General features: G+C 66.5%; 12 protein-coding genes and 1 tRNA gene. 5 read left to right on the top strand and 8 right to left on the bottom strand.

What is annotated here, in order from left to right; genetic code table 11:
- The first annotated feature begins 3 nt into the window (after positions 1-3).
- Positions 4-1,395 carry an ATP-binding protein gene (locus tag ABWP92_RS06520; RefSeq protein ID WP_353234556.1) on the top strand — a complete coding sequence of 464 codons (1,392 nt, stop codon included), beginning with the start codon at positions 4-6 and terminating at the stop codon, positions 1,393-1,395.
- 36 nt (positions 1,396-1,431) lie between these two features.
- On the top strand, positions 1,432-2,817 hold the full coding sequence (locus ABWP92_RS06515; protein ID WP_353234555.1) for a phospholipase D-like domain-containing protein: 1,386 nt from the start codon (positions 1,432-1,434) through the stop codon (positions 2,815-2,817).
- A gap of 37 nt (positions 2,818-2,854) precedes the next feature.
- Here ABWP92_RS06515 and ABWP92_RS06510 read toward each other — a convergent pair whose 3' ends face one another.
- Positions 2,855-3,805 (bottom strand): pirin family protein, encoded by a 951-nt coding sequence (locus ABWP92_RS06510; protein ID WP_353234554.1) that lies wholly within the window; start codon positions 3,803-3,805, stop codon positions 2,855-2,857.
- 185 nt (positions 3,806-3,990) lie between these two features.
- Here ABWP92_RS06510 and ABWP92_RS06505 point away from each other — a divergent pair.
- Positions 3,991-4,065, top strand: a tRNA-Arg gene (locus ABWP92_RS06505).
- A 71-nt stretch (positions 4,066-4,136) separates the two neighbouring features.
- Here the strand turns inward: ABWP92_RS06505 and ABWP92_RS06500 are convergent.
- The 5 genes from ABWP92_RS06500 to ABWP92_RS06480 form a co-directional block, all read right to left on the bottom strand.
- Positions 4,137-8,312 (bottom strand): translocation/assembly module TamB domain-containing protein, encoded by a 4,176-nt coding sequence (locus ABWP92_RS06500; RefSeq protein WP_353234553.1) that lies wholly within the window; start codon positions 8,310-8,312, stop codon positions 4,137-4,139.
- Positions 8,313-8,314: 2 nt separating this feature from the next.
- Complete coding sequence (locus ABWP92_RS06495; protein ID WP_353234552.1) at positions 8,315-10,258, bottom strand: autotransporter assembly complex protein TamA; 1,944 nt, start codon at positions 10,256-10,258, stop codon at positions 8,315-8,317.
- A gap of 4 nt (positions 10,259-10,262) precedes the next feature.
- Positions 10,263-11,450, bottom strand: a complete 1,188-nt coding sequence (locus tag ABWP92_RS06490) for a vWA domain-containing protein (protein ID WP_353234551.1) — start codon at positions 11,448-11,450, stop codon at positions 10,263-10,265.
- A 267-nt stretch (positions 11,451-11,717) separates the two neighbouring features.
- Positions 11,718-11,942: a hypothetical protein gene (locus ABWP92_RS06485; RefSeq protein WP_353234550.1), complete on the bottom strand. Its 225-nt coding sequence runs from the start codon at positions 11,940-11,942 to the stop codon at positions 11,718-11,720.
- Positions 11,943-11,953: 11 nt separating this feature from the next.
- On the bottom strand, positions 11,954-12,808 hold the full coding sequence (locus ABWP92_RS06480; RefSeq protein WP_353234549.1) for an AAA family ATPase: 855 nt from the start codon (positions 12,806-12,808) through the stop codon (positions 11,954-11,956).
- A gap of 126 nt (positions 12,809-12,934) precedes the next feature.
- On the opposite strand from ABWP92_RS06480, the gene ABWP92_RS06475 reads away from it, so the two are divergent.
- On the top strand, positions 12,935-13,594 hold the full coding sequence (locus tag ABWP92_RS06475; RefSeq protein ID WP_353234548.1) for a c-type cytochrome: 660 nt from the start codon (positions 12,935-12,937) through the stop codon (positions 13,592-13,594).
- Between the two features lie 350 nt (positions 13,595-13,944).
- Here the strand turns inward: ABWP92_RS06475 and ABWP92_RS06470 are convergent, their stop codons facing one another.
- A complete protein-coding gene (locus ABWP92_RS06470) occupies positions 13,945-14,127 on the bottom strand; it encodes a hypothetical protein (RefSeq protein ID WP_353234547.1) in 183 nt (60 codons plus the stop codon).
- A gap of 56 nt (positions 14,128-14,183) precedes the next feature.
- Here ABWP92_RS06470 and ABWP92_RS06465 point away from each other — a divergent pair, with 56 nt between their 5' ends.
- Positions 14,184-15,080, top strand: coding sequence for a universal stress protein (locus ABWP92_RS06465; protein WP_353234546.1), 897 nt, complete (start codon positions 14,184-14,186; stop codon positions 15,078-15,080).
- A 42-nt stretch (positions 15,081-15,122) separates the two neighbouring features.
- On the opposite strand, the gene ABWP92_RS06460 is transcribed toward ABWP92_RS06465, so the two are convergent.
- On the bottom strand, positions 15,123-15,557 hold the full coding sequence (locus ABWP92_RS06460; RefSeq protein ID WP_353234545.1) for a DUF1841 family protein: 435 nt from the start codon (positions 15,555-15,557) through the stop codon (positions 15,123-15,125).
- Positions 15,558-16,258: the final 701 nt, after the last annotated feature.

Here is a 16,258-nt window from a genome sequence, read left to right as displayed (position 1 = left end):
CGCATGGACTCTTGCGGACATCTTCCTGACCGCCGCGCGCGAGGCATCCTGCCCGCATCGCTGGGCAAGCGCCTGTTGCTGCTCATCTGCGCGGCCATCGCGCTGACCGCTTTGCTGCAGGGCGTGCTGGCCTACCGCAATGCGCTGGCGCAGACGGATACCCTGTTCGACTACCAGATGCAGCAGACCGCCTTCGCACTGCGCGCCGGCCTGCCCGTCGATGCCAAGGGGCGCGCGCAAGGCACGCCGGCCGAGGACGAGAATCGTGAATTCATCGTGCAGGTCTGGACGAATGAAGGGCTGCGGATTTTCGAGTCCGCGCTCGGCGCCGCCTTGCCGCAGAACGCGGTGCTGGGTTTCGCCGACGTGAGCGCGCGCGGCACCACCTACCGCGTGTTCTCGCTGCAAACGCGCTCGCAGGTCATACAGGTGGCGCAGGACATGCGCGTGCGCCGCCTGCTCGCGCGTGATGCCGCATGGCGCAGCCTCCTGCCGATCGCGCTGCTGGTGCCGCTGCTGGCGCTGGCCGTGTGGTGGGTGGTGCGATCATCGCTGGCGCCGGTGCAACGCGTGCGGCGCGAGATCGCGTTGCGCCGGCCGCAGGATCTCTCGCCCGTGGCGACCGATGCGCTGCCGGACGAAGTGCTTCCTCTGGTGAGCGAATTCAATGCGCTGCTCTCGCGCATGCAGCGCGCGTTCGAGGCGCAGCAGCATTTTGTGGCGGATGCCGCGCATGAACTGCGCTCGCCGTTGGCGGCGCTGAAACTGCAGGTGCAGGCCCTGCAGCGCGCCCAGGACGATACGGCGCGCGCGCAGGCGACGGCGCGGCTGGTCTCCGGCATCGACCGTGCGGCCAGGCTGGTCGAGCAGCTCATGCTGCTCGCGCGGCAGGAGGAGCGCGCCGCGGCGGGCGCCGATCATCAGCCGCTCCGGCTCGATGAACTCGCGCGCCAGGCCGTGGCCGATGCCGCGCCTTTTGCCGTGCAGCGCGACATCGACATCGGCCTGCAGCAGGCGGATGCGGTGACCGTCGCCGGGCAGGCCGATGCGCTGCGCACGCTCATGCGCAATCTCATCGACAATGCGATCAAGTACGCGCCCGAAGGCGGCACGGTGGATGTGCGGGTGTGCAGGGGCGAAGACGACGGTGGTCGCGGCGGCGCGGCGCTGTTCATCGTGGACGACAGCGGGCCGGGCATTGCGCCGGAGCATCGCGCGGGCGTCATGCGGCGCTTTCACCGGGCCGCCCTGGAGGGCCAGGCGCAGGTGCAGGGCAGTGGCCTGGGGCTGGCCATCGTGGATGCGATCGCGCGCGCGCACGGCGCGAGCGTCAGGCTGGATACCGCGCCGGAGCTTGGTGGATTGCGCGTCACGGTCCGGATACCCGGGCAATAATGATCCGATGGAAACTACGGCTCCACGCCTGGATACATGATCCGTCTCGCCGTCTTCTCGGCCATGGGCCACACGATCTTCGTCGTCGTGGGGCTGCTCATCTACGTGATGGCGACGCGCATCGGCCACCAGCGCCGTCCGCCCGCCTCGGCGATGGGCTGGGTGATCGGCATCGTGGCGTTTCCCTACGTGGCGGTGCCGCTGTTCCTGATCTTCGGCACGCGCAAGCTCACCCGGCCCCAGCGCCGCCTGCATGGAAAGGCCGCGACCGCCCATGATGGCGGCCCTGCGTGGGCGACCCAGCTGCTCGACAGCATGGAGCTGCCGCCCCCGGTGCGCAACGAGCAGCTGGTGTGGCATGCCGATGGCGCCCACGCGCTCGAAGGGCTGCTGGCGTTGATCGAATCGGCCACGCACCGGCTGGACGTGTGCACCTTCATCTTTGGTAATGACGCAGTCGGCGACGCCGTGGCCGATGCGCTGGTGCGCAGCGCCGCGCGCGGTGTGCGCGTGCGTCTGCTGATCGATGCGGTGGGCAGCATCAAGACCCGCCCCAAGGTGCTCAGGCGGCTGCGCAAGGCGGGCGTGCGCGTGCGGCGGTTCATGCCGGTCATGCACAACCCGCGCCGTGGCCGCATGAACCTGCGCAACCACCGCAAGCTGACCGTGGCCGATGGGGTTCATGTCTGGACTGGCGGCCGCAACCTGGCGGTGGAGTACTTCATCGACCGCCCCGGCGCTCCCGCCTGGGTGGACCTGAGCCATGAGGCACGCGGCGCGCTGGCGGCGCAGGCGCACGCGCAGTTCGACGCTGACTGGCGCTCGGCCAGCGGCCGCGTCAACCGTGTCTCCTCGCATGTGCAGGCGGCCGAGGCGGCCGGCGGCGACTCGTGGGCGCAGTGGGTGGCGACGGGGCCCGATCATGCGGACGACACCGTGCATGCCCTGCTGATGGCGGCGTCCTACCACGCGGAAAAGCGCATCCTGGCGGTCACGCCGTATTTCGTCCCGGATGATGCGCTGCTGCAGGCATGGTGCATGGCGTGCCGCAGGGGCGTCGAGGTATCGCTGATCGTGCCGGGGAGGTCCAACCACCGGCTGGCCGACTGGGCGCGCGAGCGTGCGTTGCGCGAGCTGTGCGCGGCGGGCGGCAAGGTCTGGCTCGCGCCGCGCATGGTGCATGCCAAGGCCATTGTGGTGGATGACGTGCTGGCGCTTTCAGGATCGCTCAATCTCGATGCGCGCAGCCTGTTCCTCAACTACGAGGTGATGACCGCGTTCTATTCCAGCGAGCAGGTGCAATGGCTGGAGCGCTGGTTCGCGCGGCAACTGGCCGCGGCGCAGCCCTACCGGGCCAGGCAGCCCGGGGTGCTGCGCGATATCTGCGAGGGTGTGGTCCGCTCCGTCGGGTTCCAGCTATAGCGCCATGGGCCGGCCCCAGGGGGCTGGCCGCGCCGTGTCACTTCGATGCGCGAAGCTGCACGCCGTCGAGCGACGGCGCATGCGTGGGCGGCAGCGGTGAAGCCACCGGCGGCCCGAAGCGCGAAGCGGGCCGGTCCGCGCCGGCCGGTTGCGGCTCGCGCAGGTGTTCCTCCCACTGCTCGCGCGCTTCGCGCACTTCCTCGGTGGTGCGGGCCACGAAGTTCCACCAGATGATGATGGCCTCGTCCATGGGCTCTCCGCCGATCACGATCAACCGGCTGCCGGGCTCGCAGTCGAGCTGCACCGACGGCATGCCGGCGGGAAGATAGAGCAGTTCATCCTGGGGAAGCGGCTCGCCGTTCACCGCGATGCGGCCCGACAGCGCGAGCACGGCATGCTCGAAGTCCTGCCGCAGGGGCATGACGGCGCGGGCTTTGCCGCCATCGCCGGCCGGATCCGCATGAAGATCCACGCCCATCAGCGGCGTATGGACTTCCGCGGGAGAGCGCAGCCCGAATGCCTCGCCAGCCAGCACCGTGGCGGTGAATTCGCCCAACCGCGCGCGGGGCAGTTCGGGGTAGTGTTGAAAGCGCGGCGCGCATTGGCGATGCGACTCGGGCAGCGCGATCCACAACTGGGTCGCGTGAACGTGCCAGGGCTCCCGGCTTTCCTCGGAGTGTGCGATGCCGTGCCCCGCAGTCATCAGGTTCACCTGCCCGGGGCGGATCATCTGCTCGCTGCCCAGGCTGTCGCGGTGCAGGATTTCTCCCTGGATCATCCAGGTGAATGTCTGCAGGCCGATATGGGGGTGCGGCCCCACCTGCATGCCTGGCCGTGGCGGCTGCGCCGGGCCAGCATGGTCCAGGAAGCACCATGCGCCCACCTTGCGCAGCGTGCGCTGCGGGATCGCTCGATGGATCGGGATTCCGCCCACGTCGGCGATCCGGGTTGGCAGATGTCGGGGCTGGGTGTCTGGCGTATGGGGCATGGATGTGTCACCTGTCGGGTTGGTGGATCGAATATGCGCGATGGCCATTCATTATTGGTATGGAACAGGGCGGCTGCTCTTCAAATGGGCTTTCCGATCCATCTGGCGGTGGCGGACGGATTTGCCGAGGCGAAGCGCGCGAATCCCTTGGAGGCGCCCAGCCTGTTGTATAGTAGCTGGCTCGCGTCCCTGTAGTTCAATGGATAGAACAGGTTCCTCCTAAGAATCAGATCCAGGTTCGATTCCTGGTGGGGACGCCATCTTCGACATGTTTGAAATACCCGGAAAAAACAGGTAGCCATGCGCTGCCTGTTTTCGTTTCCGGGCCCTTTCAGTCCCTGCGGATCGTGTAGATCAGGTCGATCGCGCTGGTGGCTCCGGTCTGGCCGCGCAGGGTCAGGCGGCGCGAGAGGTCGTAGAAGATGTAGATCGTTCCCATGGCTCCCGAGAGGCTTTGCTCGTAGGTGAGGTAGAGCTTGTCGGACAGGCGCTTGCCCATCGTGAGCGCGGCGCCTGATGCGTCGGTGCCTTCGGACGGGGCCTTGAATCCGATCTCGTCCAGGCCGAGGCTGCCGGCGATCCTGCCACTGCCGCTGTTGCCACCCGCCAGCAATGCGAGCGCCGCCTGCTGGAGCAGCGCGCTTTGCGCGCCGCCCGACGCCGGGTCGCGCCCCATGACCACCCACGAGAGTTTTTCCGCGTCGGGCAGGTCCGGGTCGGAGTACAGGCTCACGCGGGGCGCCAGGGCGGAACCCAGCACCTGCACGCCGGCGCGCACCGAGATGTTGGGGCGAATGGCCAGGATGTCGAGCGATGGATTGTTGTACGGTCCGTTGAAGCGGATGATGCCGGATTCAACGTCGAGCGATTGTCCCCAGGCGCGGTATCTGCCTTGTTCGGTGTGTATTTCACCGGTGATGCGCGGAGGTCCGCCGGGGGTGCTGGCGCCCTGGATTTCGAGTTGTCCGCGCAGCCGCGTGGTGATGCCGAAGCCTTGCAGCGCAAAGTCGCGGCCGAGATCGAGCTTGACCAGGATGTCGGGGGGCTTGCGCGTCACGGCGCGGGCCTTGTTCTTCTCGTCGGCGAGCTTTTGCCTGCGGGCTTCTTCCTGCGCCGCCTTGCGCGATGCGGCGGTGTGCACCACCACGTCGTTGTCCAGGGAGGGCGCGGATTCCTCGGGGAGGATGATGGTGGCCCGGTCCGTGGCGAGATCGCCGCGCAGCGTGAACTGGCCGTCGTCGAGCCTGGCGGACAGCGCGCCGGAAATGCTCACCTGCCGGTCCGCGCGCACCAGTACCTGCAGCCTGGATGCGTTGGCCTGCAGATTCATTACGAAGTTGCCGCTCTCGCCCTGCTGGGCGGGCGGCGTCCATTGCGCGAAGCCGCTGCCTGTCAGTTCCCCGCCGTCGGCGGGCGCGTTGGTGAGGTTGCCGCTGAAGCCCAGGATGCGGGCGCTGCTGCCCTTGCCGCCCCGGATGCGCAGTTCGGTGATGTCAAGGCGTGTGCCTTGCAGCCTGGCGCGCAGAACCCCTTGCTGCAGGTCGATACCGTCAAGCACCGACAGCACGCTGAGATTGTCCGCTGCAATGTTGCCCGACCATTGCGGGTTGGAGCGGTCGCCCGAGATCGACGCATCGGCCTGCAGTGTCCCGCTCACCCGCCAGCCGGGCGGTGCGAACAGGCCCCAGATGCCCATGTCGGGCATGCGCGCGCTGAGCTTGCCCGACAGCGGCGCGCGGGCGGCCCATGTCCATTGGCCGTCCTGGTGTGTGAGCTGCGTGTCGAGCTCGGCGGTGGCGTGCCCCGCGCGCTCGCTGTCCCACAGCAGCTTGGCATTGACGTTGCCGCCTTGCGCACGCACGTCGATGCGCGCGTCCTTGATGCGCGCGCGCATGCCCGCGCCGTTGACCTTGCGCGTGGTCGTTGCGTTGCCCGCATCGGGGCCGCTGGTGTGGATGACCGTGGTGCCGCCGTCGCCATCGTCGATGGCAAGGCGCAGGTCGCCGCCAGCGCGCTCCACGCTCAGCAATGCCTTGAGCTCGGGACCGGTGGTGTCCACGTCCCATTGGCCGTTGAAGCTCAGGTCGCCGCTGAGGCCCGCCGCAGCCAGCGGCGGATCACCTTCGCCCATGCTGAAAGCATCCACCCAAGCGATCGGAATACCCTTCAGGCTACCGGAGCTGCGCAGCGACCAGCCGCCGTCGCCGGCCTTGTGGGCGCTGGCATCGTCCCAGGCCAGTGCGACGGGCTTGAGCGGTTCGGCCTGGGCGCCGCGCTGACGCATGGCAGGGGGCGTGATCTGCAGGCTGCCCGCCGACACCGTGTAGTGCGTGGACAGCACGGCTTTGTTGCCGCCGGTGGCGGTCGTCTGCTGCGCGATGCGGACAGGCGAGGGCGATTGCAGCTTCACGTTCCAAGGGCCGGGTTTGTCCTTGCCCGGGGCGAATTCGGCCTGTAGTTTCTGAAGGCTGGCATTCCAGTCCAGGGGCGCCGCGCCGTTGCCGCTTGCCAGTCCGGCCTGCAGCGCCGCATCGAGCTCGATATTCTGCGCGCCGCGCCGCGCCGTGGCGGCGAGGGTGATGTCCGCCTTCTCGGGGCTGCCCTGCACGCCGAGCGCAAGCTGGGGTATGACGATGGCCTGATCGGCGGGCGCGCCCGCGGCCTGGTAGCGCCATTGCTCGCCGCGCACGCCGGCCGTGATCTGCAGGCCGCTGGCAGGCAGCGGCGATCCGGTGGCGGCATGAAGGCGCTTGAGCAGGTTGCCGTGGCCGCCACGCCAGTCGAGCTGCAGGCGGGCCTTGCCTTCGAGCCCGGCTCCGTCCAGCGGATCGTTCATGCCGGGCAGGTGATCGAGCCAGGCCAGCACTGCGGGGGCCGAGTCGAGCTGGAGGCTGGCGTGGCCCTGGCCCTTTTGAGGCCCCATCTGCCCGTCGGCCTCGAGCACGGCGCCCGGCACTTCGGCCTTGAGCCTGGCGCGCGCGTCCTGGCTCTGCACGTTGTATTGCACGGCGCTGGCGTTGAGCGTGGCCTGCAGAGCCTGCACCCTGAGCAGGGACAGCGAGAGTACCGGCTGCTGCCATTCGCCCTTGGCCGCGAGTGTCTGTATGCGCAGCGATGGATGGCCGGCGCGGGGCGCTGGGCCGGAGGCCCTCAGGTCGGCTTCGAACAACACCTTCTGCGCCTGGTCGGCACGCGCGCTCAAGGTGCCTTGCAGCGGCGCCGCGTCCAGCGCGCTGTACAGGTCCGCCGGGTTGAGCTGGCGCACCCTGGCGCTGCCCTCGAAGATCTTGCTGGCCGGCTCGAAATATCCATCGGCCTCGATGCGTCCCCTGCCCACGTCGATGCCCGCCTGTTTCACTTGCCACTGCTCGCCGGTATGGAGCACGTCGGCGTCGATGGCGTCCAGCGGCAGGAGCTGCTTGTCCCACGGGCCGCGCAGGGTGTTGGCGAACCGGGCCTGGAGCCGCCACTGCTGCGCGGCGGCGGCAGCGGCTTCGTTTGCCAGTGGTCCCGCATGCAGCTCGCCGCTGAGCATGGTGCGCGGTCCCTGCGGCCAGAATGCGGCCACGTCCACGTTCTTGAGCGTGGCGTCCGCCGTGTGCAGCGGCTGTGCCTGCCAGGGCATGATGCGGGCCTGCACGTCGGCCTTCATGGGCTCGGCGGCCTGCCGGGAGCGCTCCGCAACGGGTTTGGCGCTGGCCTGGGCGTTCACGTCGATGCTTGCGGCCTGCGTTGCCAGCGTGCCCTTGGCGGTCACCTGAGCGGTAACGGCAATCCTGGAGTCGTCCTGCGCCATGGGGTTGGGTACCTGCAGGTCGCCCGACACCTGGGCATCCAGCTGCATGGGGCTTGCGCCCTGCAGCTGGAGCCTGGCGTGATAGTTTCCGTCGGCCCAGCGCACCTCGTTCACGTCGAGGCGGTGGGTGGAGCCGTCGTAGGCATACCGCCCTGCGAGGCCGTCCACGGCGGTCTCCGGCGGGCCTTCCCAGATGATTCTGTCCACGCTGAACGGCAGCTCGATCTTGAGGGGCAGCGTGAGCTGCTCGAGCGGCTGGGCCGGCTCTTTGGGCTCGGTATCCGGAGTGCTCTTGAGCCGCAGTTCCGCGATATGCACTTCGCCGAGCCTGAGCGTGCGCGAGAGCAGCGGCCCGAGGCTCCAGCCGATCCTGGCGTCGCGCAACTGGACCTGCATGGTGGGGCTTTGCCATTTCAGCGAGCCGATCCTGCCGCCCGCCCGCACCGAGCCGGTGACGTCGCGCGCCTCGAGATGCTGGCCCTCGGGCAGGAAGCGGGCGATGCGTTGCAGCGCATGGGCCAGCGAGTCATCGCGTCCGGCCCACCACCAGGCGGTGCCCAGCGCGGTGGCCAGCGCCAGCAGCAGGGCAAGCAGCAGCCAGCCGATGCCGCGCAGCCAGCGCCGCTTACCGGATGGCCGTGGCGAGGGCGCGCCGGCGGCGGCTGCGGATGCGCTCGTGTGTGCCGGTCCGTTCACGTCAGAGTTCACCATGATCAGAAATTGAAACCAAGCCGCAGGTGCAGGCGCAACTGGTGCTCCTGCAGTCCGTAGGCCACATCGACCTGTACCGGGCCGACCGGGCTGCGCCAGCGAATGCCGGTGCCCACGCCGACGCGGGCGTACATGCTGCCGGCATCGTCGCCCACGGTGCCCGCGTCGATGAACACGGCCTGCTCGAAATCGCGCGTGTTGCCCCGGATGGCGATCGGGCGCTGCCACTCGGCGCTGCCGGCCAGCAGATAGCGGCCCCCGATGACCTTGCCGTTATCGGTTCGGGCGCCGATGGTCTGGTAGCCGTAGCCCCGGATGGAGTTGTCGCCGCCGGCCAGGAACATCAGCGTCATCGGCAGGTCGGCGTTCGCCTTGGCATTGATGGCGCCGCCCCAGGCACGCAGTTGCAGGCGGCTGCGGCGCTGTGTCTCTTCATCGATTCCGCCGATCGGAACCAGCATGATCGCGCGGCCGAGCACGCGTGTGAATGGCGTGCGCTGCGGTGTGAGCGTGGTGCCTATGCCGGCCTCCCATCCCAGTCCGTAGCCCGAGGTCGGCAGGATGTTGTTGTCGAAATAGCGGCCCGTCCAGCCATAGTTCGCCAGCAGCGACGAACTGGCCGGAGGCGAGCCGGCGCCCTGCGTTTTCGCCCAGTCGTATTGCAGGTAGTAGGTGCGGTTGATGTTTTCTTCGGCCCGGGTGCGGCCCGCGCGCAATTGCACCGAGTTCACGTTGAAGTCGCCCACGGGCTCGCGCTCCAGCTTCGCGCCGACGAAATTGCGCCAGTAATCCTCGCCGGGCAACGCGGTGAGCTGCGTGGAGATCAGCGGGTTCTTGCGGTCGAGCTGCAGCCTGGTGACCGCGCGCCAGTGGAGCCCCGGCACGTCGTTGTGGATATGGTCGATCGACAGGCGCGGGCCGGTGTCGGTGCTGGCGCCGACGCCGAACACCCATTTCTGCAGGCGCGCTTCGCGCACCTTGGCGATCACGGGAGATGTGACGCTCGCTCCCTGCCTGGCGCGTGCCTCCTCCTGCTTTTGGTCGGAGTCTCCAGGCTCGGTATCGGGCGTGTCCGCCAGGGTCAGGAACACCGAGTCGAAATAACCGCTGCCCACCAGCCGCTGCTGGGTGTCGAGCATTGCGTTCTGGTCGTATTCCTGGCCTTCGGGCAGGCGCGCGATGCGCGCGAGGCCCACCGGGTCGTAGCGCTTAGTCCCCTCGATGATGAGCGGGCCGAAGGTGTAGGCGGCTCCCGGATCGTAGGCGATGCTCACATTGGCCTCGTTCAGGTCGGCATCCACGTCGGCCAGGCTGCTGTCGATGCGCGCCATGGGGTAGCGCCTTGCCTGCAGCACCTTCAGGCCGCCGCTCTTCGCGCTGCTCCATTGCGATTGCGAGAAATGCTCGCCGGGCTTGAGCGGCCAGTTGTCACGGATCGACTCGCGCTGCGCCTGGCCGCCGGGGTCGTCCTTGTTGACGCCGCTGAAGCGCACTTCGCTTTGCCGGATGGTGGTTTGCGGGCCCGGCTCCACTTTCACGGTGACCATGCGCGGGGCTTCTTCGGAGTCGGGCGTTTCCCGGACTTCGACGGTGACCGTCGGGCTGAAGTAGCCCATCGTGCCGATCAGGTCGCGTACGTTGGCATTGGTCGCGCCCAGCAGCCGCGTGAGCTCGCGTCGCTGCAGGTCCGCCTGATGCTGGAAGCGCCTGAGTTCGAGATGCCTCTGCAGCAGTTCGCGCACTTCCTTGGGAGCCTCGACTTCCAGCGTGAAAGCGGGTTTGCCGTTGGCGGCCGCGGCCGCCGCCGAGGCGGAGTCGGCCTGGCCGTCTTCCTTGGGGGAGAGGAGGCCGCAACCGCCGAGTGCAAGCGCAAATGAGAGTGCGAGTACGGCCGCGATCGCGGATCGTGAGGGCGTCTGGGTGTGCAGCTTGCTGTGTGGATGCATTGAGTTATTTGGAGAGCAGTCTCATGGCGTCCTCCAGCCCCTTCAGGGACAGCGGATACATGCGGTTGCCCATGAGCTGCTGGATGATGCTGATGCTTTGGCGATATTCCCATACGCCCTGGGGCTCGGGGTTGATCCACGCGAATTTGGGAAACGCGTGAACCAGCCGCTGGAGCCATTCGGCGCCGGCTTCTTCGTTGTTGTATTCCACGCTGCCTCCGGGCTGCAGGATCTCGTACGGGCTCATGGTGGCGTCGCCAACGAAGATGAGCTTGTAGTCCTTGTTGTACTTGCGGATGATGTCCCAGGTGGGATACTTCTCGGCGAAGCGGCGGCGGTTGTTCTTCCACATGAAGTCGTAGACGCAGTTGTGGAAGTAATAGAACTCCAGGTGCTTGAATTCGGTCTTCACCGCGGAGAACAGCTCCTCCACGCGCTTGATGTGCTCGTCCATCGTGCCGCCCACGTCCATGAGCAGCAGCACCTTCACGTTGTTGTGGCGCTCGGGGATCATCTTGATGTCGAGGAAGCCCGCGTTGGCCGCCGTGCTGTGGATGGTGTCGGGCAGGTCCAGCTCCAGATCGTTGCCCTCGCGCGCGAACCTGCGCAGCCTGCGCAGCGCCACCTTGATGTTGCGCGTGCCCAGCTCCTGCGAATCGTCATAGTCGCGGTAGGCGCGCTGGTCCCATACCTTGACCGCGCTTTTGTTGCGGCCCGGCCCGCCGATGCGGATGCCCTGCGGGTTGTAGCCTCCGTGGCCAAAGGGGCTGGTGCCGCCGGTGCCGATCCACCTGTTGCCGCCCTCGTGGCGCTCCTTCTGCTCCTCCAGGCGCTTCCTGAGCGTCTCCATCAGCTCGTCCCAGCCCATCTTCTCGATGGCGGCCTTCTGCTCGGGCGAGAGCTCGCGCTCCAGCATCTTGCGCAGCCATTCGGCGGGCAGGTCCCGGCGCAGATCGGCCACCATCTCCACGCCCTTGAAGTAGGCGGCGAAGGCCCGGTCGAACTTGTCGAAGTGCTTTTCATCCTTGACCAGGATGGTGCGCGACAGATGGTAGAAGTCGTCCATGCTCCAGCCGTCCTCGGATTTCGGTCCGACGACGCCGGCCTCCAGCGCTTGCAGCAGCGTGAGGTATTCCTTCACCGAAACGGGCAGCTTGCCCGCGCGCAGGGTGTAGAAGAAGTCGATCAACATACGGGCTTCCCGGTTGGTGCATGAATGCGCGATCGAGCGCCGCGGAGCGCATCGGGCGGCGCGGCGAGGACGGCTGTCCCGCCCGGCCCCCGGCTGCCTGTGTCTCGCGCTGCCGGATCATTCAATCATGCGTGATGGGACGTTAATTCAAAATTTTCCTGTACGGCGTAGGGCATTGCCGCGCATCGGGTGTCCGGCGCGTCTGGCAAAAGCGCCGTGGCAGTGGAGGCCGTGGAGTGCCTTGTGCGGGCGGCGGGAGGCAAGGCCCTATTTCCGGCTCGCCCGGGCCGTGCGCCAGCGCCTGGCCGCGCTCAGCCCGATGCCGCCGCCAAGGCCCACCAGCGCGATCGCCAGGATGCTGCGCGTGTCGTAGCCCTCGGCGAAGATGTCGAGCCCGAGCAGCCAGCCGATGCCGAATCCCGCCAGCGCTCCGGCAAGAAAGCCGACGGCGTCGGCGGCGCCTTCGGCCAGCAGGCGTTGGACGTCGCTCATCGCCCGTCCCCTCAGCGGTTGCGCTGGTTCATGAACACCAGCTTCTCGAACAGGCTCACGTCCTGTTCGTTCTTCAGCAGCGCGCCCACCAGCGGCGGCACGCTGACCTTGTTGTCGGGGCTTTGCAGCGCCTCCATCGGAATCTCCTCGGCCACCAGCAGCTTGAGCCAGTCGATCAGCTCGCTGGTGGAGGGCTTCTTCTTCAGGCCGGGCAGGTTGCGGATGTCGTAGAACGTCTTCATCGCCACCGTCAGCAGCTCGCTCTTGAGCCTGGGGAAGTGCACGTTGACGATCTCGCGCATGGTGTCCGCTTCGGGGAACTTGATGTAGTGAAAGAAGCAGCGGCGCAGGAACGCGTCGGGCAATTCCTTTTCGTTGTTCGACGTGATGAACACCAGCGGACGGTGCTTGGCGCGGATCATCTCGCGGGTCTCGTAGCAGTAGAACTCCATGCGGTCGAGCTCGCGCAGCAGGTCGTTGGGGAACTCGATGTCCGCCTTGTCGATTTCGTCGATCAGCAGCGCCACCTGCACGTCGGATGTGAAGGCCTGCCAGAGCACGCCCTGGACGATGTAGTTGCGGATGTCCTTGACGCGCTCGGAACTCTCCGCGTCGTTCAGCTGGCTGTCGCGCAGGCGGCTGACCGCGTCGTATTCATAGAGGCCCTGCTGGGCCTTGGTGGTGGATTTGATGTGCCACTGCAACAGCGGCATGCCCAATTCATTGGCGACCTCCTCGGCGAGCATGGTCTTGCCGGTGCCGGGCTCTCCCTTGACCAGCAGCGGCCGTTGCAGCGCCATGGCGGCGTTCACCGCGAGTTTCAGATCCTGGGTGGCAACGTAATTCTGGGAACCTTGGAATTTCATGGGCCGTATTTGAGGGAAATCGTTGATGAAGATGCTTGACATGCGCTGGCTATAATCATCCAGCGCCTCAGTAGAGCGCCTACGCGAGACCGAGACAACTCATTCAACATAGATTGTGCGCGGAAAATGAAAAGAACGTTCACCACGATATTCGGCCTGGCTGTCGCGTGCGCGACCAGCTTGATCCAAGCCCAGGAGATCAAGGGAGATGCCAAGGCTGGCGAGGGCAAGGTTGCGATGTGCATCGGCTGCCACGGCATCATCGGCTATCAGGCGACGTTCCCCGAGGTCTACAAGGTACCGATGATCTCCGGCCAGAATGCCAAGTACATCACGGCCGCGCTGACGGAATACAAGAAAGGGGAGCGCAAGCACCCCACCATGCGCGGGATCGCCGATACGCTCTCCGAGCAGGACATGGCCGACGTGGCGGCGTTCTATTCCACCCACACCAAGGACCTCCAGCCCGCGCCCGAGCAGGCGCGCGAGCCCAACGCGCAGGTGGCGCAGCTGCTGCAGAAGGGGGCCTGCGTTTCATGCCACGGCGCGAATTTCTCCAAGACGATCGACCCGTCCTATCCCAAGCTGGCGGGCCAGCACAAGGACTATCTGTTCGCGGCGCTGCGCGCCTACAAGGACGATAAGAATCATCGCCTGGGCCGCAGCAATGCGATCATGGCGGGCATGGCCAAGCAGTTCACGAACGCCGAGCTCAAGGAACTGGCGGGCTACATCAGCTCGCTGCCCACGGAACTCCAGACCCTGCCGGAATCGCGCTTTCGCTGATTCGTCCGCCGGGATCGCCATGGGGCCCGCAAGCCGCAGCGGCTGCGGGCCTTTGTTTTTCCCACGGCGCGTGGCTTGTCCAGCTATTCTGGCAGGCCGGGGTGCGGTATCGGCGGGCGATTTGGCCCGATCCCGTTCATTGCCTAGAATCCGCCGCATGCATCGTCTCACCACGCCACCGGTCGCCAGGCCGCAGCCCCGCATGGCTGCGCCGCATCCGGGCGCGCGTATCTGGCAAGGAATGGGTGTTCAGAAACCAGCCTCACCCGCCGCAGATTCCTGAGCCCGGCGGTCCTCGCAACCCCTCTTGTTCTCCGCCAGCGCGTCATCCCTCACGAAACCGCCGGGCCTCACTTCCTTGAAATGCCGGACACGCCGGCCAGCGCGAGCAGCGCGGCCCGCGTGTCGAAATTCAGACATGCAGGGAAGTACTCATTCACCTGTCTCGCCGCAGCGTGAATAGTCATTGCTGAATGATGACGCGGATTCACGCTTGCGCATGGCGTTGGCGAATCCGGAGAAGTTGTCGTCATGGGCTTGCCTTGCCGGTAGTGGCGGGCGGGCCGATTTCCAGGAGGAGCGCAAGCTCATGCGGATCCAGACCATTGCAGCATTGACAGATTTTTCGACCCGGGCCGAGTACGCACTGGACCGCGCGGCCGCGCTCGCGGCGCGCCATCGGGCCAGCCTGGTCCTGGTATACGCATCCGACGAGCCCCATCCCGGTTTTACCAACCCGCAGGCACGGCTGGAGCAGCGGTCGCGGCAGCTGGCGCGACGTCATGAAATCAAGGTGAGCACGCGCGATTTCGACGAGGCGGGCGGCGTCGCGGGGCGCGCTCTGCTCGCAGCCGCCGTTGCCGATCTGCTGGTGATCGACCGGCGCGACCAGCCTTCATGGATGCGGCCGTGGCGCGGTGGCGTTCTGTCGCACTGCCTGCGCCGCAGCCCCTGCCCGGTGCTGGTGGTGCAGCAGCCGGTGCTGGAGCGCGAGGACCAGCCGGCCGGTTACGCGCGCATGCTGGTGGCCGTGGACGGCTCCAGGCGCTCGCACGACATATTGCGCTTTGCCGCGGACCTGCACAGCGGTGCGCAGGTCGACCTGTTCCAGCCCGACGGCGGCAGGCCGCAGGAGCTGCAGGCGCTGGAGCGCTACCGCGACGAGCTTCAGCAAGGGGCCGACGAGCAGCGCCGCCTTCGCATCAAGGGCGTTCATCACGCTCGGCGCAACCGCGTGGACAGCCACACGGGAGCGCGCGACGTGACGCGCCAGCTCATGGTGCAGCAGCAGCGCTCCCATGCCGATCTGGTCGCGATCGGCGCGCCGCGCAATGGCTGGCTGGACCGCTGGGCGCTTGGCGTGCGCGGGGCGCGCCTGGCGTCCCTGGTGTCCTGCGATGTGCTGGTGTGCGGCCAGTTGCCGCAGGAGCGCAAGGACACGGAGTCGCCCGACCTGCGCGGCGGGCGCCCTCAGCTCAGATTCTGAGCGCCGCCGCCGCAAACCGCCGCGAAGGGCGGGCGGCGGGGATCAGTCCCGGGTGGCGCGGCGCTGCACGGCGGCCACGTACGCCTCGCCGTCCGGCGGCCGGCCCGAGCGCTGGCTCTCCCACAGCATGGTGCCAAGGCACTCCATCGCCGCATGGTGCGCATCATGCAGCGAGTCCAGCCGCCTGGACAGCAGCTCCACCGCCTGGCGGATGCCGCGCGGCTGGTCGATGCTGCATTGCTCGCTGATGGACAGATGCATGGACAGATGCAGGAACGGGTTGGTGCGGTCCGGCGTTTCGTCGTAGTTGCGCTTGACCGCTTCTTGCGCATCCATCAGGTCGGCGCGGTACTCCGGGTGTTCGTCAATCCACAGCGCGGCCAGCGTTTCGATGGCTTCCATGGGTTGATTGGCTTGCTGCTTGGCGAATGCGCCGCAGAAAAACCGGCGGACATCGGCTTGGGAGGGGTTGAACATGATCCGCCCAGATTAGCACGAGAGCAGAAGCCCGGATTTATCCCTTGATTTGCTGGGCAAGCGTGTGGATAAGTCTGGATAAGCACTGTATGGTCATTCCAACTTGTTGATTTTGAATGAGATTCGTGATGCTGTTTAAAAAACAGGCAGCCTGGCGGCACTTGTTCCCGATCACGCGGGACATCGCTGTGGATAACTCGGGGCAAGCCCTGTATGGGAAGCCCAAGTCATTGATTTCAAAGGAGTTACGATGCCGCGATTAAAAAATAGGCAATACTGCTGCCCGATTTGCCTGAAATTTGAGCAATTACGCGCGTTGAAGAGTCCGGCCCGGCGACATCCGGCTTATCCCTTGATTTCTTGGACAAGCGTGTGGATAAGCCTGAATAGCCTTTGTAATTGGCATGCAAACCATTGATTTCAAAAGGATTGCCATGTGTTGCCTGATTTTTGGGCAGACTGGTTCAGGTTATCCCGCAGCGCGGCGGACAATGCTGTGGATAAATTCTGGCAAGCACTGTACGGGAAGCGCAAGTGCTTGATTTCAAAAGGGAATCCACGGATTGATTAAAAAATGGGCATTCCGGATGCGAGAACGGAGGAGCCATGGGCTCAGCGCCTGCGTACCGCCAGCAGTCTGGAAATCGCCTGCGAGGTCTGCAGCAACTGAGGCAGCAGTTCCGCCTTCATCACTTCCACGC

Source organism: Diaphorobacter ruginosibacter (assembly GCF_040396215.1).
Classification (GTDB): Bacteria; Pseudomonadota; Gammaproteobacteria; order Burkholderiales; family Burkholderiaceae_C; genus Diaphorobacter_A; species Diaphorobacter_A ruginosibacter_A.
The sequence above is the reverse complement of the archived record's forward strand: the minus strand, read 5'-3'. Positions and strand labels throughout refer to the sequence as shown.